18 protein-coding genes and 1 pseudogene are annotated in these 23,657 nt (G+C 47.8%); 7 read left to right on the top strand and 12 right to left on the bottom strand.

Annotation, left to right across the window (positions count from 1 at the left end):
• Nucleotides 1-327: 327 nt before the first annotated feature.
• The 11 genes and pseudogenes from AC0QKW_RS07250 to AC0QKW_RS07200 all read right to left on the bottom strand — a co-directional run bounded on the left by AC0QKW_RS07250 (nt 328) and on the right by AC0QKW_RS07200 (nt 12,178).
• Complete coding sequence (locus AC0QKW_RS07250; RefSeq protein ID WP_473150394.1) at nt 328-1,245, bottom strand: class I SAM-dependent methyltransferase; 918 nt, start codon at nt 1,243-1,245, stop codon at nt 328-330.
• A gap of 189 nt (nt 1,246-1,434) precedes the next feature.
• Nucleotides 1,435-2,355 carry a glycosyltransferase family 2 protein gene (locus AC0QKW_RS07245; protein ID WP_473150393.1) on the bottom strand — a complete coding sequence of 307 codons (921 nt, stop codon included), beginning with the start codon at nt 2,353-2,355 and terminating at the stop codon, nt 1,435-1,437.
• Between the two features lie 551 nt (nt 2,356-2,906).
• Complete coding sequence (locus AC0QKW_RS07240; protein ID WP_473150392.1) at nt 2,907-3,794, bottom strand: hypothetical protein; 888 nt, start codon at nt 3,792-3,794, stop codon at nt 2,907-2,909.
• Between the two features lie 4 nt (nt 3,795-3,798).
• Entirely contained in the window at nt 3,799-4,662 is an 864-nt protein-coding gene (locus AC0QKW_RS07235) for a class I SAM-dependent methyltransferase (RefSeq protein ID WP_473150391.1), read from the bottom strand.
• Between the two features lie 149 nt (nt 4,663-4,811).
• The gene (locus AC0QKW_RS07230) at nt 4,812-5,780 is read right to left on the bottom strand and encodes a class I SAM-dependent methyltransferase (protein ID WP_473150390.1); all 969 of its coding nucleotides are present in this window, start codon (nt 5,778-5,780) and stop codon (nt 4,812-4,814) included.
• Nucleotides 5,781-5,790: 10 nt separating this feature from the next.
• Nucleotides 5,791-6,357, bottom strand: coding sequence for an acyltransferase (locus AC0QKW_RS07225; protein ID WP_473150389.1), 567 nt, complete (start codon nt 6,355-6,357; stop codon nt 5,791-5,793).
• Complete coding sequence (locus AC0QKW_RS07220; protein WP_473150388.1) at nt 6,342-7,601, bottom strand: ABC transporter ATP-binding protein; 1,260 nt, start codon at nt 7,599-7,601, stop codon at nt 6,342-6,344. The genes AC0QKW_RS07225 and AC0QKW_RS07220 overlap by 16 nt, the downstream gene beginning before the upstream one ends.
• Nucleotides 7,602-8,267: 666 nt before the next feature.
• The gene (locus tag AC0QKW_RS07215; protein WP_473150387.1) at nt 8,268-9,134 is read right to left on the bottom strand and encodes an ABC transporter permease; all 867 of its coding nucleotides are present in this window, start codon (nt 9,132-9,134) and stop codon (nt 8,268-8,270) included.
• A gap of 190 nt (nt 9,135-9,324) precedes the next feature.
• Nucleotides 9,325-9,753: pseudogene (locus AC0QKW_RS07210) on the bottom strand (DUF29 domain-containing protein); the annotation flags it as partial.
• Nucleotides 9,754-10,075: 322 nt separating this feature from the next.
• Nucleotides 10,076-11,374 carry a cupin domain-containing protein gene (locus tag AC0QKW_RS07205; RefSeq protein WP_473150386.1) on the bottom strand — a complete coding sequence of 433 codons (1,299 nt, stop codon included), beginning with the start codon at nt 11,372-11,374 and terminating at the stop codon, nt 10,076-10,078.
• Nucleotides 11,375-11,413: 39 nt separating this feature from the next.
• Nucleotides 11,414-12,178, bottom strand: coding sequence for an ABC transporter ATP-binding protein (locus AC0QKW_RS07200; protein WP_473150385.1), 765 nt, complete (start codon nt 12,176-12,178; stop codon nt 11,414-11,416).
• 1,162 nt (nt 12,179-13,340) lie between these two features.
• Here AC0QKW_RS07200 and AC0QKW_RS07195 point away from each other — a divergent pair.
• The 7 genes from AC0QKW_RS07195 to AC0QKW_RS07165 all read left to right on the top strand — a co-directional run bounded on the left by AC0QKW_RS07195 (nt 13,341) and on the right by AC0QKW_RS07165 (nt 22,644).
• A complete protein-coding gene (locus AC0QKW_RS07195) occupies nt 13,341-14,303 on the top strand; it encodes an AAA family ATPase (protein ID WP_473150384.1) in 963 nt (320 codons plus the stop codon).
• Nucleotides 14,284-15,984 (top strand): cobaltochelatase CobT-related protein, encoded by a 1,701-nt coding sequence (locus AC0QKW_RS07190; RefSeq protein WP_473150383.1) that lies wholly within the window; start codon nt 14,284-14,286, stop codon nt 15,982-15,984. Before AC0QKW_RS07195 ends, AC0QKW_RS07190 begins: the two co-directional genes overlap by 20 nt.
• Complete coding sequence (locus AC0QKW_RS07185; protein ID WP_473150382.1) at nt 15,981-17,915, top strand: asparagine synthetase B family protein; 1,935 nt, start codon at nt 15,981-15,983, stop codon at nt 17,913-17,915. The genes AC0QKW_RS07190 and AC0QKW_RS07185 overlap by 4 nt, the downstream gene beginning before the upstream one ends.
• Before the next feature lie 25 nt (nt 17,916-17,940).
• On the top strand, nt 17,941-19,893 hold the full coding sequence (locus AC0QKW_RS07180; RefSeq protein WP_473150381.1) for an asparagine synthetase B family protein: 1,953 nt from the start codon (nt 17,941-17,943) through the stop codon (nt 19,891-19,893).
• 874 nt (nt 19,894-20,767) lie between these two features.
• Nucleotides 20,768-21,757: a 50S ribosomal protein L11 methyltransferase gene (locus AC0QKW_RS07175; RefSeq protein ID WP_473150380.1), complete on the top strand. Its 990-nt coding sequence runs from the start codon at nt 20,768-20,770 to the stop codon at nt 21,755-21,757.
• Nucleotides 21,758-21,874: 117 nt separating this feature from the next.
• Nucleotides 21,875-22,156, top strand: coding sequence for a PqqD family peptide modification chaperone (locus tag AC0QKW_RS07170; RefSeq protein ID WP_473150379.1), 282 nt, complete (start codon nt 21,875-21,877; stop codon nt 22,154-22,156).
• 8 nt (nt 22,157-22,164) lie between these two features.
• Nucleotides 22,165-22,644, top strand: a complete 480-nt coding sequence (locus tag AC0QKW_RS07165; RefSeq protein ID WP_473150378.1) for a lasso peptide biosynthesis B2 protein — start codon at nt 22,165-22,167, stop codon at nt 22,642-22,644.
• A gap of 12 nt (nt 22,645-22,656) precedes the next feature.
• Here AC0QKW_RS07165 and AC0QKW_RS07160 read toward each other — a convergent pair whose 3' ends face one another.
• The gene (locus tag AC0QKW_RS07160; protein ID WP_473150377.1) at nt 22,657-23,640 is read right to left on the bottom strand and encodes a hypothetical protein; all 984 of its coding nucleotides are present in this window, start codon (nt 23,638-23,640) and stop codon (nt 22,657-22,659) included.
• Nucleotides 23,641-23,657 lie beyond the last annotated feature (17 nt).

Here is a 23,657-nt window from a genome sequence, read left to right as displayed (position 1 = left end):
CCGATACCCCTGAAGCGATGGCTATACGCCATTGCGCCGCCCCAGTTCTCAACCGAAGCCGAGGCGTATGTCCTAAGCGCAATGGCCATCGCTATAAAGCATAACTGTCCCTTGAGCAGAGCCGAAGAAAACATTTTGGCAAGTTTTGGCTCAACTTAACTCAACCAGCATAGTTGGAGGAACGCTTACGCTAAAGCTAGGCTGCCTTGAATAACAACCTTTAGCTAATACCAACTTTTTGTACCCAGTAGGAGAATGAAACCCTTTCAGGGAAGGAAGATATAACTATAAGCCCAAATTGAATTGGTATAGTGTAAAACTTTAGTGTCAATTCCTTACTCGAAACTCAACGTATAAAGTATGACCTGTAATTAGATGCCGGAGTAAAGAAGACTTTTTTAGAGCTGGCTTCACTAAGTAATTTGAAAGACGAAAAGCAGAACTTCGAATTAATCTAATATTTGACAGTCTTGACGTTTGAATGGAGAGATACCAGCTAATATGATAAGTAGCAAGAGGCTCAATCTTAAATCTTATTAGATCAAGTGGAAGAATCTTTTGCAGGCTCAGGAAAGTTTCTTTGCACCAGCGATGCATGTGGTGAGGAGGTTGATCCAACAAGTCATTATGAGCGTGCCTAGCAAAAGATTGAGAATTTGGTACCGAAATTATTAGCTTCCCACCTGGCTTAATTAATTCAATTGATTCTTCAAGAAAACTTCGTGGGGCATTCACATGTTCTAAAACCTGAAATGCACAAACGGCATCAAAGTATTTGGCTTTGTCACAAGCAATCTCTTTCAATGTTGCGGCTGATACTGGAATATTATGACTTTGCGCAATCTGAACGGCGTTTTTGTTGAATTCGACACCTATAGCTGAAAGCGAATGCTCTTGTATTAGCCGTTGGACAAATGCTCCTTGACCGCAGCCAATTTCTAAGACATTTTTGCAATCCTTTAAACCTTGGACAGCAACATCATACTCCCATTTTTGGGGCATGTAGTACCAGTCTATTTTTGATAAACGCTCATAAAGTTTGCTAGAACCAGCAACCTCAAGTGGCATGAAGAAAAGCAATTTAGTTTGATTACATTTATATAAATAAATTTCTTCACATCTCCCAATATCAGTTGAAATATCAATCCCAAAATTGTTGTTCCAATCATCGATTAACCGACTGGCTAGTATTTTTTTTAATAAGACTGTGTTGTTGCTATAAGTTAACGGACTTTGGCAATTCATTGTCTTAGCTATTTAGACTTACTTCTTGTATCTATCTTTATTTAGTGGTAAATCGCAAGAAAATTTGCGTGTTGGCTTGACATACCTGATGAAAAAATCAGATCCATCAAGCATAGCTCTCGCCTACTAGTAGTGCTAGCCCATCGTTTTATAGTTTGCAAAACACTTTATTGGATTAAACTAAGCAAGTTAAAATTTATTCTTAAGCCAAGCAAGCTTAGATTTTATCCTGTAGTTGACCGAATCAGTTTCTCGCATTGTCTTACCCCAAAAATGATGATCAAAGGTATATAGATCAGCTTCCTTGTGCGGAACCACAAAAGGTGGTTGCAAGATAGTTGTAATTTCTTCTACAGGCATTTTGGAAAACTTACTCTTTCCCCAAGTATGGGTAGCCCTACTATCAAACCCAATATTGGAGACTAAATTAACATTAGGCAGAGCCGTTAACCCACCCTGCGACCAACAAGCGAATGTCCACGGATAAGCCCAAGAGTTAGGTTTACCTTCTAAAAATAGGGTATTGAATATATTAGTCCAATACTTTGCTTCGTAGGGGTCATCACAGATCGACTGCATAAACCCACTGTCTCGAAATTCTAGCCATCTCAGTGGGGCAAACTCCCAGTGTTTCCAAGCCCGTCGCCAGGTTGCCCAACCCCAGCAATGGTTATACTTCGAGAAGTAATAGCTATATCGTGTCCGCTGCTGCCCGTCTTGAAAGTTATTGCCACTGACCACCATGATGCGCTCATCGTGGCGATAGTATTCAATCAAGGTTTCGCAGTAATAAAAGAATGAATGATGGGGGAGACAGTCATCTTCTAAGATAATTGCTTCTTCTACCTGCTCAAAGGCCCAAGTTATGCCAGAAGAAACTCGCTCCCGGCAGCCTAGATTAACCTCTGAGTAGTTTCGCAACAACTCACAGTCCCAGTCGATGTTTTCTGTGATGGCTCTGGCTTGCTGGCATAGTACAGCCTCTTCTTCGTTGCGGGGGCCGTCGGCTACTACAAGCAGTTTGGTCGGCTGCGCTTGGCGAATTGCCTCAAAGACCTTGGCTGTCAAGTCAGGGCGACGGAAAATGAGAAATACAATTGGGGTATGCAAGGCATTTCCAGAAATAGGAGTGGTGGAAATAAAATTAAGTTTTAGACAAAGCCTAATTGACTAGCTAATCGTTTTATCCTGATAGTATTAGAATCATCAACGGCTCGGGCTTGCCCATACAAAAAGCCTAAATCATGGGCTAGTTTCAGTTGTATCTGGCGACGTAATGATATCTTCAACAAGGTTTTGAGCACATGTTTATATACTTGAGTTAAGTGAGGGGGGCTGAGTGATCAAAATGATTTGAAAAAGACTCTAGCAATGCTGGAATGTAGCTAGAGCCAGTGCCAAAATGGAGACGGCGAAGGTAGTTAAAATTTGATTTTTTAGCCGTAATTAGGTGATCGCAACATAGTTCTGGTATCGCTCCTGCTGCAAAGCCAAGTTTTATCCTTTCCCAAATAATTTGGACATTGCTAGCGCTGCAGAGACTCAGACCCCTTCGCATACTGATTATTTGAAAGTGCTTCTAAGATTTTTTTTAGTGTGTTCGGGTCGACTGTAGTCAAAAAGAGCAATAAATGCCTTTTCTTTTATGAAGTCATTGGTTTTTAATGAGCTAAACGGATCTTTGTCAAAAATATTTTGAGGAATTTTACTCCAAGCTTATGCTTTCTCAAACTAAGCTCATATGTGATAAATCTCTTTAAATCACCTCTTGCAAAATTTTGCTTTAGCCTGCCATCCTTATAGGAAAAGTCACAGGCGAGCAGAGTATATATATATGTTTCACCAAGTGGTAGGTATTTGTAATTTGACAAAGCTTCCTCTTCCAGAGTCAAGTCCTTAACTTTAACTTTTCGATGAGAGTAGTCATGATTTTGATGGATGACCATTGTAGTTTGAGATAAATCAACAACCTTAGCTTTCCTGCATCTCCCGTTATAAATCATCCATAAATCCCATCCTTGTCTACCTACGAGTAAGTTGGGAATATCGCCTACTTGATATTGTCCTTTTGGGAAAGCAAAAAAATCGCTTCCACTGGGTGGATGAGTAGAGGCTTTTTCATTAACAACCTCTCTCAAATCGTTTTCCCAATCAATGCTAAAGTCAATTTCTCTATCTAAGGTCAAATCTTTTCTTTGCCCCACTACTAAATAGTTGATTTTTAATAAATCATGTATCTTTAAAAGGCTCTGAGAAAATTCATGATAGACGATAATGTCAGCATTAATAAAACAACAAATATTATATCTAGCCATACTGCTAGCTATCTCAAACATGTCATTGATGAAAGGAGTTCCTTGATTAGAAGCCCTAACATCGGGAACGTATGTTATCCCTAGCTGCTTAGATAGATCTTCGACACCTTCACACTTACCAAACAGAATTACTTCAGCCCCTTCTATAGAATTTTTCCAGCTTTTTATAGCATTAAGCTGAGAAATTTTGCTTTTTCCAACAAAGTCCTTTGCGGTTGTAAAAAATGTGATCATAATCCTATTTAGATAAAATGACTAAAAAGCTCTCTCCCATAGATAAAAAATCGAGTGAACGATTTGCGAAACAGGTTATTGGAGTGGCCAATAAGGCTCCAAGGAAGTTAAGTTTGTTTCGTAGTTTATTTGGTAAGTATCTGAAAAATAATGGGGCAGGAATTTGAATATTATCGGGAACATCTGGATCCCAAAAAGTATCTCTTTGACCAGCTTCAATACTTATTTTTTGAATCCTCTTTTGGTAGGTCAGCCAGCTGTTTGGAGTCACAGTCTTAATACTTTCAATCTTAAGATTGCTACTTTTTGCAAGAGTTTCTATACTGCGTCTTGAAAAGTGATTAACGTGATAAGGAACATGCCAGTTTAACCACTTTTCTTTAAACAGAAAGCGGTAAAAAGAGTTAACGTTAGGAAAACTCAGCACTATCTTGCCATGTGTATCCAAACGTTCTCGCATTTCTTGAAGGAGGAGCTCAGGCTCAGGCTCATGCTCTAAAACTTGTCTTGCTAGAATAAAGTCAAACCTTCCCGTTGCAATTGGTAGGTTTGATAATTGGCCTATGTGTAGATCAAGTGCAAGAGCTTGGGCAATCACAAATAAATTTGGATCAACCTCAACTCCTAGAACTTCTTGAGCGCCTAATTCTTTTGCCATCAATAAGGACACACAGTTACCACATCCAACATCAAGTACTCGGCTATCTGGCTCTATATACAAATAGCATTCAGTTCCACCACCTTCTAACCAAATTTGGAATTTACTCTTTTGACGAATCGTTGCAAATGTAGCTTCTACTTGCTGTTTAGTTAAACTACTTCTTGGATAATACTTCTGATAAACTTCTGCTAAGTCTTCTCGTTTCAAAGCAGGTTCTGTTCTACAAAACCCACAAGATGTACATTGAGTGATCTTGAAAGAATCTGGGTAGCCATGACGATTATCGAAGAGATCGTGATACAGACTGATCGTAGATGAATTGCAGATTTTACATTTAGGAAGACTACTCATTGCTCTTATCCTTTACGAGCAACAACGAATATGTGATCTGGCCAGTAAATCCGTAGAGGATTTTCAAGATAGATGCAATTTCCTTCATTTTTAAATCCCAGTTGAGATTTAATTTCTTGAGAGCGAAGTGTCATCCTTAGAACATCTTGACCCATCCTGAGATAGTTTCCCATCGCGGTATGAACTACTGCCTTCACACACTCAATTTCTAAGCCTGATTTGGCTAAGGCCTCTTGAAGAGACTTCTTATTAAAGAACACAAAATGTTCTATGTAGTCGTAATACCACCACGCACTTTTTTGTATTTGAGCAGGAAAACAATCTGTATATCCTGTCTCTAATATAGCTATCCCTCCCGGACGCAAGCAGCGCCATAAATTAGCCATTGCTGTTTTTACATCACGAAAATGTTCGGCGACATCAAATAAACAAACAACGTCGAATTCATTTTCAGGGAGCTGGATAAATTTATCATCCATAAAGCCATCATAGATTCCTTTCACTACTCTGCTTAAATCATTTTTAGAAGAGTTAGTAGGCTCTAATGCAAATTTTTCCCATTCATAAGATAGTAAGGAGAGAAAATGACCATCATTTGCTCCTACATCTAATATTTTCCCAGCTTTTTTGGGTAAATATTTTTTAGCTCGTTTCCAAGTTAGTCTCCGTGGATCTGGAGGCCAGGGCGCACTATCTTGATTGGTTGAATATAGATTTAATAAAAGTTCTTGAGAAGGTATCCATTCCTGATAAATCAAGTCGCATGATAGGCAACGCTTTAGTTGACGAGTAGTCCGCAAGTCTGCCCCAAAACGAAATGCACCTGCTGGAAATCTTCGACCAAAGACTATGTTTTTATGCCCCTGAAGTAAAACATAGTTCAATGAAGAACAAGATGGACATTGTTGCTGCTCAACAAAATTCTTTAGTGTCAGGACTTGCCAGTTTCTTGGCTCTTGTTTAACAATCTCCATCTGTTTTTACTCAATGTTTTAAGCTTGAAGTGCTTAAAGTTCCTAGTAATCTTGCTGGAACACCTGCTACTACTGAATGAGGAGCAACATTTTTGGCTACAACAGCTTGTGCTCCGATTATGCTTCCTGTTCCAATGTGTATCCCTGGTAGAATAATTGCCCCTGCACCAATCCAACAGTTATCTTCAATGTGAATTCTAGCCATTATGTGGCTTTCTCTAAAAATTTCTGCATACTTATCATGAGTTTGTGAAGTAATTGCAGCATGAGAAGCAATGATAACGTTATCTCCTATTTCAACTCCTCCACCCCCCCAAATATGAACAAACTCAGCAACATTTACATTCTTCCCAAATGAAACTTTTTCTGGAGAATGAATGATTACGTTGGGATAAACGTGACTATTTTCGCCAATACTTGCCAATCTAGAATTCCAATAAGCCTGCCTGTAACTCTCTAAACATTTCTTTCCAAGCGAAGATCTTTCAAAATTAGAACGGAATTTACCAAAGAAGTTAAAAAGCTTTATAAAAAGCACGGTATAGTATGTCTTTTTCAACTTCAACTTACCTCCCATATTTGTGGAAGTAGACACAAGCCGTGATGTTGCTCCGGTAGCTTTCCTGTTTTATAAAAATCTTTTGGTTCTACTACGAAAGTACTAACTATTTCAACCTGGTCAGTTACTTCTCCATTGATTAGCAAAGCTGAGTTAATAAAATATGAGCCTGGAACTAGATTTAAGGGTCCAATAATACATTGCATCTCACCAATACTTTCTATGGTTGTAGACAAATTTGGATTGTAGCGGCTGTCTAACCAATATACTGATACTCCACGTTGGTCTACTATGGAGCACACAAATGCATACCTTTCCAAGGATTTGAGTTTAGACCGGTAACCAATTTTAATCTTTACTAAATCACCGCATTGAATTGCTCCTGACCTATTTTCTAAACTAGAGATATTGATTGCAGTCAGCCTAGCTTTTCCACTGCCAATCCTATCTACTCGATGATCTAAATGTGTTTCCGTTGCTCCTAAGTCCTTTTTGTAGTATTCGTTAATAACGAGGTTAACTCTATTATTTAAGTGAACTTTACCATTCATAAGCCATATTACTTTAGAACAAAGAGCTTCGATAGTAGGCATGTTATGGCTAACAAGCAAAACTGTGCGACCCTCTCGACTCACTTCCTCCATCTTCCCTAGGCACTTTCTCTGAAACGTCGCATCCCCCACCGCCAGCACTTCATCTACAATCAAAATCTCTGGCTCCAAATGCGCCGCTACCGCAAACGCCAGCCGCACATACATTCCTGACGAGTAACGCTTTACCGGAGTATCCAGAAACTTCTCCACCTCCGCAAACGCTACAATCTCATCAAACTTACGGTGAATCTCAACCTTGCTCATCCCCAAGATTGCACCATTCAGAAAAATATTTTCTCGCCCCGTCAGCTCCGGGTGAAACCCCGTGCCCACCTCCAGCAGACTGGCCACTCGACCCTTAATGCTAATCCGTCCCTTCGTCGGCTCTGTAATGCGACTCAGAATTTTGAGCAGCGTAGACTTGCCAGCTCCGTTGCGGCCAATAATGCCAATTCTGTCTCCCCGCTTCACCTCAAATGAGACATCCTTTAAAGCCCAAAACTCTTCCAAATTTGGATTTTGGATTTTAAATTTTGGATTAAAGATATTGGTGATGCCCTTCGCTTTATTCGCCAGCACATCTCGAAGTGCTGTATATCTCTCTTGCTGCTGGTGGCCGATAATGTAGCGCTTACCCAGATTTTCAATGCGAATTACAGTGTCAGACATAGAAATATAAGTGAGAGATTGAAATTCTAAAAGTTCTGAAGCTTAGGGTTCTAAATCACATCTGCAAAGATGCGCTCTACTTTGCAGAAATAGATTCTTATATCATTCCTGCTTGTGTGGATATCCACTCAGGAGCAAGTTTGCCGCTGTGGATTCTCTTCTGCACGAGAATGACGGATCAGCTAGCTGTTAGAATAATAAACTTACATACTCAGTATGCACTCGTTTTTCCTTTGGTTGAGGTACACATTAACTGAGTTCTAGATCCTCTCAGCTTCTGACTTTCTAAACTCTGCTCTTGTACTCCCCTAGATGAAGAAGACAAGAGAAACCTTCATAACCTATTCACTCGCTTGCAATCTGCCATTGATATAAAGGATGGTTTGAGCAATTGCTTTAAATGCTAATACATTTCTTTGCAAACTATAAGCATTTCTTTGGATAGCTTAGGCGCTGCAAAAGAGAGCCAAAGCCTTGCAAAGAAACCAGTAGGCCTTGCAAAGGAAGCCTTCTAAGTTATAAAGAAAGCTATAAACGCTTTAAAGCAAGGCTAAAGCCGTGCAAAGAAAGCTTTAATGCTTTTTAAGAACGGCTCAATGCTCTCAGGGGATTTTCGGATCTTTTTGAGGTTTGACTAAACACCCACCTTGTCGGGTCACTCTATCGTCAAATCACATCGGCAAAGGTGCGCTCCATCTTGCGAAAGTACCAAAGGCCTGACACCAGCAGCAGCACAACTAGGCTCAGCGACAGGGCAAACCCCGGCCAGTAGATCTGGGCATCGCCTCCTAAAAGCGCCCAGCGAAAGCCATCAATCACCCCCACCATGGGGTTGAGGGAGTACAGTAGCCGCCAGCGATCGGGCACAATATTGCTGCTAAACCCCACGGGCGATACGTAGAGGCCAAACTGCACTAAAAACGGCACAATATAGCGAAAATCACGGTACTGCACATTGAGCGAGGCCATCCACAGACCAACCCCCATGGAGGCAGCTAGGGCGATCGCAATAAACAACGGCAGGGTCACGATATGCCAGCTAGGCACAAAAGCAAACCAAACCATCAGCCCCACCATGATCAGACCCGAGATGGCAAAGTCGACAAAGCTCACTACCACCGCACTCGTGGGCACCACTAGACGAGGAAAATACACCTTTGATAGCAGATTGGCGTTGCTGATCAGACTGTTGCTGCACTCTGATAGTGCCGTAGAAAATAGCTGCCAGGGCAGCATAGCGGCAAACACCAGAATAGGGTAGGGCACCCCCTCCGAGGGCAGGTTGGCCAGCTTACCAAACACCACCGTAAATACCACCATAGTGAGGAACGGGCGGATCAGCGCCCAGGCCACCCCGATGGCGGTTTGCTTATAGCGCACCAAAATATCTCGCCAGGCTAGGAAGTAAAACAGCTCCCGGTAGCGCCAGATGTCTTGCCAGTAGTTTTTTTCGGTGCGGCCCGCTTCGATAATGAGTTCAGTCTCTGCGGGGGCTGTAGAGGCTGGCCGTCGCTTAATTTTGAGCTTGGTCATGGTGGATACCTACATCGGGCTGAACTAGGCCCAGCGCTTGAGCCAAAATCTGGACAGAATCTACGTTATCTCTCAAGGCTTGGTCGTAGTTTTTTGCCTCAATGTAGTGGCGCAGTTCAAGCAGTTCTTCCGTGGCGGTTGGGCCGTTGGTGGCCTCTGATTTTAGCTTAATGTCCATAGCCTTAAGCTGGGGCCAAAAGTCGGGGCCGATTACCTGCTCCACGGTGAAGGGGCAGCTCTCGGGAAACTGATCATCGGGGATGTCGGTTTCAGCGATCGCCAGATCGCGAGCTTCTAGCCAGCTCTCAGCCATGGCCTCGTCTAATCGAGGTTTTAAGCCGGGGTTACGGCGCAGCAGCTTGGCGATCGCGGTACGCTGCAATCGAGTGGTGGCTCGCCAGCTATTGGTTTGCGTCCAAGGCTGCACCTGCCATTTAAGCAAGTGGGCCGTCAACTGCATCCAGTGAGATTCAAGCTGGTCGTAGTGGCGATTGCCCAAGTCATCTAGCTCTTCAATCAGGTGAGACACGTCGAGCTGATTGAGCTGCCTCTGGCGGAGCAGACCAGATTGTTGTTGCACCCAGGAGTAAAAATCGCGATCGTAGAGTGTATCAGCCATGATTTGCCCTGGATTACAGATGAGGTACACCACAAGGTAACCCTAGCCTAACCGACCCAGACGTGAGCTAAGACACAGTAATTCTGTTGTACGGCCCCAGTTGGTCAGCACCAGGGCTACGGTAGGAGGAACTGAGATCACAATGACCATCAAAGCCCGCTCCAGAGAGGGTTTCACAGATTATGTAGGGGTTTTGACTGGGCGGCACATAGCCCGCTGGGTTAGACGCCCCCATCTTATATTGACCCTGAGCTTTTGTGACCCCCCTCAGGGTAATCTGACGATTCTCTCCAGGGCATTACTTGAGGGCCCAGGGCTGGCCTTAACGCAGGCACCCTATCTCTTCAAGATCGCCTAGGCGATCAAAGAACCGCTGGAGGTCGATCGCGTCGATATCGGGAAAGTGAGCCGCGACATCGCTGGCCGGGTTGCCGTGGCGAATAAAAGATAGGAAAAGAGCTGCTGCTTGCTCGTTGGCGACATTGGGGGGAAGAGCCACCCCCAGTTTTCGGCCTAGGTGCAGTGCCCCCACATTGGCCTGCTGCACGATCTGAGTTAGCCGCAGGGCGGTGTCGGTCTTGCCCTCGCTTAGACGGGCCAGCCAGCGGGCGCAGCACTCTAGCGGGTCTTGGTCGGGGTAGCGTACTTTGACCATGTCCATTAGGGCTGCTTTGTCTTTAGCATTCATCAGCAGAGCCAAAAAGTAGCGGAGATCTGGATCTGACAAAACGGTTCTTGACTGACTGATATGATCCAGCTTTTCTTTGAACTGGGCTGCCTCTTGTAGCGAGTCCACCAGGTCGCCGTGGGTCTGCCTGGCTTTGTCAAGAAAGGTCTGTCGCTCGGTCTCATTCTGAAAATAGCCTAGGTTTCTCCAAAAGAGGTAGGTCAGTCGTGGAAAGTCGAACTGTGCAATGTGGTCTAGCCAGACCCCTATCATGCTGTCTCGGTCGAGCTGATTGGCGGCATGCAGCAGCTTGGTGTGCATCACCACTAGCTCATCTTTTTCAAGCTGAAACTGATCGATGGCAAAGTAGGGTCGGTAGTAAGTGTACTGCGGCTGGTGTTTTTTATGGCCATGGCTGCGAACCACTAGAGTAAGAGAGGGATTGTCAAGGTGGTACAGGCTGTGGATTAAACCCTCTGACCCCGGCTGAATTTGCCGAACAGAGCCTTTTGGCAGGTATTCAGTATGTTGCGGGGTGACAGCACCGAGGATGCAGTTAGGGCTGATCTCTCGCTGGGGCTGAAAGTCAAAGGTAGTATGGATGCTAGATCCCTGAAGTACCTTAAAGGCACCGCTAAAGCCGTGCTGGTGTACTGCCGTAGTAGATTTAGTCCAGATCAAGATTTCGATATAAAACTCTCGATGACGAAAAACCGTGACAGGTAAATCGCTAAAGCGCGACCCCGGCTGTTGGGGAATGGAGGTGGTAACGAAAAAGGCCGCAATGGCGGCGGCATCAAAGGTAAACTCACCGTCAAACAATACCAGGGCCTCGGCGGCAATGGCGGGCAGGTCAGCTTCGTTGTAGTTACAGCGTCGATACTGGGTTGCGACCTGTTCTCCCAGAGCAGTGAACTGATCGATCAAGGGGCTGAGGGCTGAGGTTGTGATCATCTGCTTACGTTGAGCGTTTTGGGTCTAACGTTGAATCCTCTAGGGCTCGGCGACTGGAGGAATTGAGTCTTGATAATAGAACCCCTGACGCTCAAACATACGTTTGTAAATGCCGTTGTGATGCATCAGGTCATCGTGAGTGCCCGCCTCAGCAATTTGCCCCTGATCGAGCACATAGATATAGTCGGCCTGGCGCACGGTGGAGAGGCGATGGCTGATGACGACGGCGGCTCGGTGGGCAATGCGATCGCGAAAGTTCTGAAACAGCTCAAACTCGGCATTGGCATCTAAAGCACTGGTGGGCTCATCGAGCACCACCACCTGAGACCGATGCAAAAAAGCGCGGGCCAGGGCAATTTTTTGCCATTGGCCAATGCTCAACTCTTCCCCGTCGTCAAAGGTACGGCTCAGCTGAGTGTCGTAGCCGTAGCGCAGCTGGCGAATAAATTCGTCAGCACCCGATGTTACAGCCGCCTGAAGAATAGCTGGGGAATTTTCTGGTAAAGAAATATCCCCAAATCGAATATTGTCTCGCACCGTTAAAGAGTACTTGGCATAGTCTTGGAAAATTACGCTAAATGCTCGACGGTAGTCGTCTAGGTCGAACTGCCTCACGTCAATACCATCAAGCTGGACATTGCCCTGAGTGGGATCATAGAGACGGCATAGCACCTTAATTAAGGTCGTTTTTCCTGAGCCATTGGCCCCTACTAACGCAATCACCTGCCCTGGAGCAATAGTTAAAGAGATATCTCGCAAAGCTACTCTTGGAGAGCCGGGATATTGAAATGTCACATTTTCCATAGCCACCCCTTTCATCATGCTTGGGGGTACAGGCAGAGGCTTAGCCGGCTGCGATAAGGCGGGCTGTATATCTAAAAACTCAAACAGTTGGCCAATGTACAGATGATCTTCATAAATTCTTGAAATGTTGCTTAGCAGAGACTGTATGGTTCCCTGCCCTCGCTGAAATATCAGCAAGAATAATACCAAATCTCCTACGGAAAGCAGCCCCAGAGACGTTTGCCAGGCCAGGTAAGCTAAGGATAAGAATAGGGCCAGGGTGCCTACCAAGGCTATTATCAACTCTACTCCAGTGCGCCGTTGGCTAATTTTTATATTTTCCTGGCGGATCAGCACTTTTATTGATTGATGAACCCCCTGGAGGTAATTGCCTAGTTGGTTTAGACGCACTTCTTTGGCATAGAAATCAGTGGTGATAAGACCACTCAGATAGGCGGCCTTTCGATACATCTGGGTACGGTGTCGCTGCCACTTGTACATCACTTGAGTAAAGTGTAGCCGTACCAAAAGACCAGGGATTACTCCTATCAACAGTACCGGTAGTAGCAGCCAGTGAATAGAAACTAGCAGTCCACCAATGGCTAATAGCATGAAGCCGTTATGACCTAAATCTAGTAGGTTGTTAGATACTCCAGACGGGCGCATGGAGCCTGCTTCCCTAGCCCGCTGCAGAGTATCAAAGTAGCGAGGACTTTCATAAAAGGCCAGATCAGCCTCCACTGCTTTGGCATGAATTAATTCGTCCACGTGGTCAGCAACAATTTGCCCCTGGATTGAGCGGGCTAGAGTCGCTAAAGATTTGGCTACTAAATAGCTCAGGGTCGCCCCCCCAGCTAGAGCGACGTAGGTCAACGCCCCGGAGAGATCAGCGACGTCTGCCCCCAGGCTGCTGGTGAGTACGTCCACTAGCTGTTTAACCAAGAACAGGGCTAGTACACTAAAGGCTACCTCGCTTACTATTAGGCCAGTGGTAACAATGGTCCATAGTGGAGTGCTCTGCCATAGCAAAGGCAGAATGCGGTGCAGGCTCTTAACCGGAGCCGTGATTTTGGCAAGGCTTGACAGAGGCTTGTTCAAGGGCAATATTTTTGAGCGGCTAGGTCGCGAGGGCCAAATCGATGAATTTTAAAGTGTACAAGGTCCATAAGTACATGCTGAGCTCATGACTGAAGCTATTTCAATTCCTAACACCCTATGCAATCCAGAGCAGGCTTTTGGGGTTGAAACTCCTTGGCCTGTGCCAGCCTTCAGCTTAGCCGAGGCTCACGTGCCAGAAAAAGATCTAGCTTTTTGCTTTGTGCCAGGGGTTGTTCGGGCTATACTTATGGGCTTCGCCCACAACCGTCGAGTTTACCTCCACGGCCCCCACGGTAGCGGCAAGTCTTCTCACATAGAGCAGGTGGCGGCACGGCTAAATTGGCCCTGTATTCGCGTCAATCTAGATGGTCATGTGACCCGAGCTGATTTAATTGGCCGCGATATGGTCGTGCTGCGCGACGGTCAACAGGTAACTGAGTTCATTCCTGGCATTTTGGTCTGGGCTTTAGAGCATCCTGTAGCCTTGGTGTTCGATGAGTATGACGCCGGGCGTCCAGATGTGATGTTTGTCATTCAGCGTTTGCTTGAGTCTCAAGGGCGGTTAACGTTGTTGGATCAGAACCGGGTAATCGTGCCACATCCTGCCTTTCGCCTGTTTGCTACTGCTAACACGGCGGGTCAGGGCGATTCCTCTGGCTTGTATGTTGGCACCCAAGCGCTCAACCAAGCCCAGATGGATCGTTGGCATGTGGTCGCTGAGCTGTCTTACATGCCCGCAGAACAAGAACAGACGATTTTGCAAGTCCGGTTGCCCAACCTAGAGGCCGATTTAATCAAACGTATGGTGGCCTTGGCTGAACTTTGCCGCCAGGCCTTTCAACAGCAAGATTTATCGTCTTTAATTTCTCTGCGTACGCTCATCACCTGGGGAGAGAACATTAACTTATTGAGTGATCCAACCGAGGCATTTCGGTTGGCTTTTTTGAACCGTTGCGATGAGACCGAGCGGCCCCTGGTGGCAGAGTTCTTTCAACGTTGTTTTGATACTGAGCTAGTCCCAGATCCCTATGTTTCAGCTTCCTACTGATGTTGACTGCTATCGAGTTCAAAAGGTAATGAGTGCTTGGGGCCGGGCCTATAGCCAAGGCCGTCCCTCGGTAAAGGTACTGGAACCCATAGCACCCCTAGGGACGATCGCCCTTAGCCGCGGCGAGGCCGATGTCCAAGCTGCCTGGCAACGCTGGCATGACCCAGCAGTAGATGCCCAGTTTAGTATGGCGGAATGGGTTTGGTATGCCACCTTAGAGCGGGCTAGAGTTGAGTCGCTGGCTAGCCAGCATCTGCCCGGTATAGCTAGGAATCTTAGCAATTTAGAGGTATTGTCGCCCGACAACCCGGCAATGGCTCACCTGTACCAGGCTGCTCGTCAGATGTTTAACGGTCAGACTCAAGTCGCTATTCACTTTGCCCAGCACATGAGCCGAGGCAAGGCTGCGTCTCATCCTCGCTGGCTAGGTTTACGCTGGCCTTGGCAGCCATTGATTCTGATTAAACCCCGGCCCTTGCCATGGAGCGATCTCGATATTGGTGAAGCGCTGCGATCGGCAAGTCTCTTAATGCAGGATGGAGCGCGATTTGCTGAGGCCCTCCATCCATTGATTACTACTCTGGCTAATTACTACAGTGCTGATCTACCCAGCCCAATCGTTCAGAGCCCAATTCCTTCTGACGACAGCGCTACCCCGGAGGGGGACTCAGCCTCCGACGAAGAAGATCCAGATGCTAAGAACGAGTGTTCAGATGGGCAATATCGACCCAACCCTACTGTGGATAGTTTTCCAGGCTATGGCGTATTCAGTACCGGATGGGATCAAGTACACCCGGCATCTCACTGGTACCAGCCTGAGGATGCCGAGGCCCTGCGGGCACTGCATGACCTCGATTGCCGCCAAATGCGCCAGTTGGCCCATCGTTTGCAGCGGCGACTGCTAGCGTCTCGTCTACGGCATTGGTCGTTTGACCAAGACGACGGACGTTTGGATAATCGCCGACTAGCGCGATTGGTGGGCAGCAACCCCAGCCACAATGTCTTCCGGGTAGAAGACGAAGCTCCTGTTCCCGAGGCCTGTGTGACCCTGCTGGTCGATCAGTCCGGGTCGATGCGCGGCACCGCCCAGCGCCTAGCCGTGCTTGCTATTGACCTAATGGTTCACACTCTAGAGCTATGCCAGGTGCGCTGTGAAGTCCTGGGTTATACCACCTGCTTCGGGGCTGACAACCCAATCCGCCAGCGATGGCAACAGCTGGGTTGTCCTACGGCACCCGGGCGACTCAATGCCCTGCGCCATATTGTTTATAAAACTGCGGAGCAACCCTGGCGGCGGGCTCGTCCACAACTGGGTCTTTTGCTCCGTCAGGGCTTTGGCCATGAAAACATTGATGGAGAGGCTCTATACTGGGCTGCTCGCCGTCTCATAGTGCGGCCCCAGTCGCGCAAAATATTGATGGTTTTGTCTGACGGTGCACCCTATGATGAAGCGACGGCCCAGGCCAATGGCCGTGGTCTGCTAGAAAATCATTTGCGGGCAGTGATTGCTGAGGTCGAAGCCAGCCCCATACAGCTGATCGCCATTGGCACTGGTCAGGATGTGGGGCGATATTATCGTCAGGCGGTGGCAGTGCGCCGCCCCGATGCGATCGCAGAAACGTTGTTTGACCGTTTGGGAGATCTACTCACCCAAACCTACTCCAGAGCACACAAAATATGAGCGCTATTGCAGGGATCATTCGATTTGATGGTCACTCGGTAGACCGAGCCACCCTAGATCGTATGGGGGCGATCTTAACTCCCTACGGCAAAGACACCCAGCAGCACAGCCATCAAGGCACTGTTGCCATGGTGCGTACACTACTACGCACCACTCCAGAAGATAGCTTTGATCGTCAACCCCTGGTACATGCCGCCAGTGGCACTACTCTTGTATTTGACGGTCGTATTGATAACCGCGCAGAACTAGCCCACAGCCTTGGTCTGACCGCTGCAGAAATAGCATTGATGGCTGACAGCGACCTCGTGCTACGTGCTTGTCTACGCTGGGAAACCCAAGCTGTTGAACACCTGCTAGGCGACTTTTCTCTGGCTTGCTGGCAGGCGCCCCATCGCCGCCTGTGGTTAGCCCGCGATCCCCTGGGGGTGAGGCCGCTGTTCTGGCATCAACAGGGTGATTTTTTTGCCTTCGCCACCATGCCCAAGGCGCTGTTTGCCATTCCGGGTATCCCTAGGGCTTTGTGCGAAGAACGCCTGCACGACTATCTCTGCCTCATGCCCATGACCGGGCCGCAGTCCTTCTTTAAAGATGTCTACCGCGTTGAACCAGGCCAAAGACTCGTGCTCGAAAACGGTCATAACACGACCCAGTACTACTATCGATTTGACCCCGATCGCACCATCCAACTACCCAGTGATAACGATTATGTAGAGGCCTTTGGGGAGCATCTCGAACGGGCAGTAGCCTGCCGCCTGCGCTCCAGCGGGCGGGTAGCCTCAGAATTGAGCTCTGGCTTTGACAGCAGCACCGTGACGGCGATCGCAGCCCGCCAATTAGCTGCCCAGCAGGGGCGGTTGCTAGCCTTTACGGCGGTACCTCGGGAAAGCTTTAGGGGGCCAGTGCCCAAGGGCCACCATGGCGACGAAGGGCCAGGGGCCAAGGCTTTGGCCGCACGATTTGAGAACATCGAGCACATTCTCATTCCCTCCGATGGCTCGTCACCGATGGAGCACCTTAAAGAAAACGTTGAACGCTTAGATCGAGCTCCCCTCAACTGCTGCAACATGGTCTGGATGAACGCCATCCAGACCGACGCCGTCCAGCGGGGTGCCAAGGTACTGCTCAATGGCGCGATGGGCAACAACACCATCTCCTACGACGGTTCGGAGTATATGGTATCGCTGCTGGGTCGTGGGCAATGGATCACCCTGGGGCGAGAGATTAAGGCCCTCAAGCGCCGATACCCTAAAATGACCTGGCGCTGGTTATTGTCCTATCTACTCTCTCCCTATCTCCCCGCTCCCGTTTGGGCTGCCCTTGAAAAGCGTCGAGGCCGAGGGTGGAATCTGACCGACTATGCGCCGATTGACGCCGCATTTATGATCCGCATGGGCACCTCAAACAGGGCTCGAAGCAGCGGTCATGACTTTTCCTTCACACCTAAGACTAACAGCCGAGCCCAACGGATCTCAGCCCTGACTTATCTGGACAATGGCGATCATTTTGCCGCCGCCAACATCATCGGGCTAGACCTCCGCGATTCCACCGCCGATCGCCGCCTGGTTGAATTTTGCCTCGCCATTCCCGAGGCTCAGTACTGGCATCGAGGCCAATCTCGCTGGTTATTGCGCCGACTGATGGGCAATCTGCTCCCGCCTGAAATTTTGAAATGCCGCACCAAGGGACTGCAGGCCGCTGATTGGTACGAGTCTGTAGAACAGGCATTGCCTAACTTACGAGAAGAGTTGACCGAACTTATGGCTCATAGAAGTGCTAGCAACTACCTAGATCTAGAAAATCTAAAGCAGTCTCTAGAAGACTGGCCCAAATCTGGCTGGGAAGGCCGCGAAAATGAGCAAACCTATCGGCTCAAACTGCTGCGAGGGCTATCTGTCGGTGCCTTTATTCGCTACGTAGACGATTCTAACTAAACTCTATCCAAGTGCAGTAGCCCCCATGAGTGCGATCGCAGGCCTAATTCAACTCGATGACCGTCCGGTAGATCAGGCGATCGTAGACCGGATGAAAATAGCTCTAACGCCCTATGGTCAAGATACACAAAGTTACTGTAACCATGGCTCGGTAGCTATGGTGCATACCCTACTGCGCACCACCCCAGAAGACCATCTAGATAGTCAACCCCTAGCCCACGCCGCCTCTGGTACCACACTAGTCTTTGACGGCCGCCTCGATAACCGTGATGAACTAACCCTTGCCCTGGGGTTAGCCGCCGCCGAAGCCACCTCAATGGCCGACAGCGATCTTGTGCTACGCGCCTACCTCAAGTGGGATACCCAGGCCGTCGAGCACCTACTCGGAGACTTTGCCCTCGCCTGCTGGCAGGCACCCCGCCGCCGCCTCTGGCTGACGCGTGATGCCCTCGGTGTGCGCCCCCTATTTTGGCACAAGCACCCCAATTTCTTTGCCTTTGCCACTATGCCCAAGGCTCTCTTCACAGTACCAGGCATACCCAAAATACTGAATGAAGAACGTTTGCACGATTACCTGTGCCGGCTGCCTATCCCTGGGGCAGAGACCTACTTCCAAAGTGTCTATCGACTTGAGCCAGGGCAAATGCTAGTGCTAGATCATGGGCAGATCACTACCCACCACTACTATCAGTTTGACCCAACTCGCACTATTAAATTTGCTAAGGACGACGACTATGTAGAGGCGTTGCGGGAGCATTTAGACCGGGCAGTGGCCTGTCGGTTGCGATCCTGTGGATTGATCGCAACCGAGTTAAGTTCTGGCTTTGATAGCAGCACCGTGACTGCCGTTGCCGCCCAACAGCTGGCCGCCCGCCATGAAAAACTGCTGGCCTATACCGCCGTGCCTCGCGAAGGGCTTGCTGGGCCTGCTCCCAAGGGTTATCACATTGACGAAGCAACCGGTGCGCAGGCATTAGCCACACGATTTGACAATATTGAGCATATCCTGATTCGTCCTGAAATTCGCTCTGAGATCACATTGCTCGAGCGTATCCGACAAGATGTCGAAGACCTAAATCATCCATGTTTAAGTAGCCTAGATATAGCCTGGACTCGGGCCATTCAGGCCAATGCAGCCCAGCGGGGTGCCAAAGTTTTGTTGGCAGGCGCAGCAGGTAATGTCACCATTTCTTACAAAGGTGATATGTATTTACCAATGCTCCTAGGTCGGGGCCGATGGCTGACACTGTGGCAAGAAATTCAAGGTCTAAAACGTCAGAACCCACATATTCGTAGGCGGCATTGGCTGCGGCAGGCATTCAATCCCTACATGCGCACGATTCGACAAATAACAGCCCCAAAACCGCCTAAGTATGGTTTGCAACCCACAGATTACTCACCCATTCACCCGGCTTTTGTCGCTCGTATGGGTACGGCCGAACGGGCCGAGCGCATCATCCGCAATAGTAGCTATTCTCCCTGGGCCGATGGCAGAGCCATGCGGGCGGCGGCATTCACGCTGATGGAAACAGGCGGCTACACTGTGGCTATCAACACTATGGGAGTAGAACGTCGTGACCCAACCGCCGATCGCCGCCTGGTTGAATTTTGTCTATCTATACCAGAGTCGCAATACCAGCATAGGGGCCAGTCTCGCTGGTTGCTGCATCGGCTCATGGGCAATGTGCTGCCCCCTGAGATCTTAAATAGCCGTACCAAAGGGCTCCAAGCGGCGGATTGGTATAAAACTGTCGGTCAATCGCTGCCCCAGATCCGCGCAGAATTAACCCGCCTGATGGCTCACAGTAGCGCCAATGATTACGTAGATCTAGGAGCCCTGCTGCAAGCAATTGACGAATGGCCTGAAACAGGCTGGGAAAAGCGCAAAAATACCCAAATCTATCGCCAAAAATTACTGTGGGGGTTGTCCGTTAGTGCCTTCATAGAGTATGATTTTAATTGTGCTAGATCTATTTAAAGTCTGGCTATTTTTAGATCGGTGAAAAAGTGTTGTTTGCTTCAGCTGCAGCACATATCAATTTTACTGGTGCAAAGCTCAGGGTGTGTCGTCAAGTCATTGTTCGCTATTGCCCTCATGCGTTTTGTCATTAAGTGAAGATTTGCGTGTTGCTACTAAGAAGTTATTTCTTTAAACTTGTGAGGCTGTAGGTATGTCAAATTTTGTTGACTTTGAAGCAAGTGTCGACCAAGCTGATAATCGTAGTAAGTACGTCACTCCTGCCATTATTCGGCTAGGTACTCCAGCAGAGATTTGCAAAGAGGTGAAGATTCAGCCCCGGGCGGATGCTTCCAACCTAACATTTCTCACGACAATTCCCGAGGAATTTGTGCCAGATCCCGGTTCTTAGCTGAGTCACGCTACTTTTATCAAAGTGAGCTTTTTTGGAAGCTCTGCCCACGTGCCTAATCTGTTTGGTATGTGGGTTTTTTAATGAGTGTGCACTCAGATTTAAACAGAGTAGCTTTTATATTTAGGGTTAAATGGTGGGCAGGCAAAAGGTTCGACGCCACTAACTTGTCAACCTTCGAACTTTTCAGATATCTAGCAATACTGGCTAATTTATCTCGAGGTTAAAGGAATGAGCACACAGGATTCAGTCAACCGGAGTAAGACGAACTCTCTCTGGAATGCTCGCTATGTGCAGGCTCAAGAGTTTACGCTAGAGCGCCGGAGTGACGGAGATCTTGAGATCAAGACCCCTTGGAGTGGATGGGTTAATGTACCTGATGCCCTCTGGGTTTTAGATCAGTTTACGACGCCTCAGAGCCCTCGCGATGTGGCTCAATATTCCACAAACCGCCATCGGTCAGCCCTTGCCTGGGTTGCCACTATGGAAACAATTCGTGGTTTAATTCAGGCCGGTGCATTGGTTGAGGAGGGGACAACCAGCAAGGTCAAAGTGCAGGAGCCTGTTGGTTTTGCCATGGCTTCACCGCATATTGCTATGCTTAACGACGAAGCACGCACCGCTGCTTTTTTGAACGCGATACGCGCTGCGGTAAAACCTGACGATGTGGTGGTTGATATTGGAACAGGCACCGGAGTTTTAGCTCTTGCAGCGGGTTTCGCTGGTGCTCGGCAGGTCTATGCCCTCGAGATGTCAGCGATGGCTGCTGTGGCAGACGCCGGTATAAAGGCAAACCAGTTGCAGAGTCGGGTTACAGTGCTGCAAGAAAAATCCACCCTCGTCACCCTGCCAGAGCAGGCCACGATCGTGGTCGGCGAGATTATTGGCGACGATCTTTTTGATGAAAACATTTTGCCTGTCTTTGCCGATGCTGCAAACCGGTTTGCAACATCCAATGCTATTTTCATACCCAATACGCTACAGCCCATTTTGCAGCCTATTCAGCTCCCGTCTGATCGGGTTGGGCACTTGGTGTATCAGCCTGAGGTATGCCAGCAGTGGACCGAAAGCTATGGGATTGATTTTCAATGGTTAGAGCATATGCATAGCGATTCAGGATTAGTAAGGAAGGAGATCAATCCAGCGCAAGTAGCCAAATTTGTGTGCGGTGCTGATATTCTGCTGCCAAAGATTACCTTCCCCAATCAAACTTATACTTATAGTGCGGAGGTAGAGTGGCCAGCGACTCCAGGGGCAAATGCTTTTTTGCTTGGTTTTCAGGCCGATTTGGGTTTTGGATACACGGTCTCCAATCTTGCTGGATCAACTACAGCACAGGGAAGTTGGAGGACATCATTTTATCTATCCGTTCCGGGCTATGGCCCTGATCTGACTCAGCCTCTGCGGATGTTAGTGAGTTGGCAATCGGGCTACACGAAAATTCAATGGACTCTTCCGGATCTAAGGGATTAACCGTATAATAAATTACCCTTTGAGGGTGTTGGCATTATGCAATTCCTCACAGATACGTTGCTCAACTTTCCTGTGTGCTTTTTACTATAATGCTATGGATGCTTTGAGTGAAGTCCTATGGTCGATTTGACACCTGAGACCTTAGTTAGGCGCAATCAAGATTTAATTGCCGCCAGTATAGACAACGATCTCGTGATGATGAGCGTTGACCAAGGAGAGTACTACGGCATTACTGGAGTCGGCCCTCAAGTGTGGGAAATGCTAGTTGGGCCCATCTCCATAGAAGACATAACTCGCCATATTTGTGCTGAGTTTGCCGTAGATGAAACCACCTGCCAAGCCGATATTCAGACTTTTGTTGAAGAGTTGCTCCAGCTAGGTCTAGTATCAGTCGCTTAATTAGCATTGTGCAGGTACTTCAACGCAAAACCCGTAGTTTTTTTAGACAGCCACGTTTCACCCGTCTGTGGTTTGTCTCAGTATGGGTTTTGTTGGGCATTAGCAAAACGGCAATATTTATAGTGCCTTTTCGGCAATTGGTGACCTACCTAGGTAAGACTGTTGGGCTTAAATCTCAGGTGCCCCTGCTAGAGTCTGGTCAGCAAATGCGTGCTGATCAAATTAGTCGGGTTGTTAAAGTGGCAGCTCGCTACACCCCCTGGGACTCGAATTGCTTTCCCCAGGCTGTGGTTGCATGTCTATTGTTAAAACTATATAGTGTACCTTATGCCCTATATTTTGGCTTGATGCGAGACCCTAAAACTAGCGAGTTTAAAGCTCATGCCTGGGTTACGGCGGGGCGAGTACAGGTAACCGGTGGCAGCAGCTTTGGTTATTACACGGTAGTCGGCTGTTTCGTTGCCCCTAAGTTATTCGCCAATCCTTAGCGTTACCATAGACTACGGCATTGTAAAGGTCTGAGATGTTTGGGTTATCACTTTTTCTTCGAGCCTTACTGGATGTTGCATCTGCTGCATCAGAGGCTGTAAATTTGCATCGATTGAGGCTAAGGCCCACGGTCGCCGATAGCGGTATACTGTAATTTTTCTCCCCAGTCCAGCGCTCTGAGCAAATAACTGTTCGCGATCGTTAAGCTGCATGCCCAACTCTGGACGATAAATCGACTCCATCACGGCTTTAAAGGCTTCCATTCCCTGCATCAAGTCTAGGTTGGCAGGTTCCCCTTCATTCGCTCGATCTAGTATGACCAACGCTTTCAAGGGCTGTGGCTGCTGCTGAAACTTTTGGTGTGAGTACAAATGGTATTTGTCCATGCGGGTCAAGTCCTGAGTTAAACCAGTTTTTTCAATGCCGATCGCGCTCAGAGCATCCTGCCATAGCTTCAGTCTTGGTGGGCCAGAATACAGATAGGGTAAGTCATCTTTTGGTTTCAGTACTGCCACATCATCGCTGATGAGGGGCCAGTTTTGGCTGTGGTTTAACCAGGCTGCCAGAGTCGATTTGCCTGCACCAGATGGACCAGTAAACGCCCATACGCCAGAAGGAGTAGCTAGCGCGCTAATATGCAACGGTAACCATTGACGCTGATGCAGTAATGCACCTAACGCTGTACCTAATAAATATAGGCGTATGGCGCTGTCGGTGGCTTCTAGCTCTGACACGGGTGAGACATTACGATCAATAAAAATGCGACAGCCCTGCTCAATGCGATAGCGGGCAATGCCCTGAGCTAAAAACTGACAAGTCTCCTCCCCGGCCTGAAAATAAGCGCCTTTGTAGGGAGAATCAGCATTTTCTAGCGTTTCTGGCAATGGCTTGAGACTAATGGTCACATCCGCCGCCTTGGCTCCCTCTATAAGTAGCAACTCGGGTAGCACAAGTTCAGAGGCTATGACTAGACCGTAAATTTTATAAATGTACATTAGGACTTAGAAGAATA

It is taken from the genome of Pseudanabaena sp. PCC 9330 (assembly GCF_055795045.1).
Note: the sequence above shows the minus strand (reverse complement) of the source record. Positions and strands in the feature narration are given on the sequence as shown.

Bases quoted from the DNA above. Each gene is read 5' to 3' on its own strand.
- AC0QKW_RS07230 (WP_473150390.1), bottom strand. From the start codon at position 5,780: ATGGAGATTGTTAAACAAGAGCCAAGAAACTGGCAAGTCCTGACACTA.
- AC0QKW_RS07160 (WP_473150377.1), bottom strand. From the start codon at position 23,640: ATGTACATTTATAAAATTTACGGTCTAGTCATAGCCTCTGAACTTGTG.
- AC0QKW_RS07190 (WP_473150383.1), top strand. From the start codon at position 14,284: ATGTTTCAGCTTCCTACTGATGTTGACTGCTATCGAGTTCAAAAGGTA.
- AC0QKW_RS07225 (WP_473150389.1), bottom strand. From the start codon at position 6,357: ATGGGAGGTAAGTTGAAGTTGAAAAAGACATACTATACCGTGCTTTTT.
- AC0QKW_RS07175 (WP_473150380.1), top strand. From the start codon at position 20,768: ATGGAAACAATTCGTGGTTTAATTCAGGCCGGTGCATTGGTTGAGGAG.
- AC0QKW_RS07200 (WP_473150385.1), bottom strand. From the start codon at position 12,178: ATGGAAAATGTGACATTTCAATATCCCGGCTCTCCAAGAGTAGCTTTG.
- AC0QKW_RS07250 (WP_473150394.1), bottom strand. From the start codon at position 1,245: ATGAATTGCCAAAGTCCGTTAACTTATAGCAACAACACAGTCTTATTA.
- AC0QKW_RS07220 (WP_473150388.1), bottom strand. From the start codon at position 7,601: ATGTCTGACACTGTAATTCGCATTGAAAATCTGGGTAAGCGCTACATT.
- AC0QKW_RS07215 (WP_473150387.1), bottom strand. From the start codon at position 9,134: ATGACCAAGCTCAAAATTAAGCGACGGCCAGCCTCTACAGCCCCCGCA.
- AC0QKW_RS07180 (WP_473150381.1), top strand. From the start codon at position 17,941: ATGAGTGCGATCGCAGGCCTAATTCAACTCGATGACCGTCCGGTAGAT.
- AC0QKW_RS07185 (WP_473150382.1), top strand. From the start codon at position 15,981: ATGAGCGCTATTGCAGGGATCATTCGATTTGATGGTCACTCGGTAGAC.
- AC0QKW_RS07170 (WP_473150379.1), top strand. From the start codon at position 21,875: ATGGTCGATTTGACACCTGAGACCTTAGTTAGGCGCAATCAAGATTTA.
- AC0QKW_RS07240 (WP_473150392.1), bottom strand. From the start codon at position 3,794: ATGATCACATTTTTTACAACCGCAAAGGACTTTGTTGGAAAAAGCAAA.
- AC0QKW_RS07205 (WP_473150386.1), bottom strand. From the start codon at position 11,374: ATGATCACAACCTCAGCCCTCAGCCCCTTGATCGATCAGTTCACTGCT.
- AC0QKW_RS07195 (WP_473150384.1), top strand. From the start codon at position 13,341: ATGACTGAAGCTATTTCAATTCCTAACACCCTATGCAATCCAGAGCAG.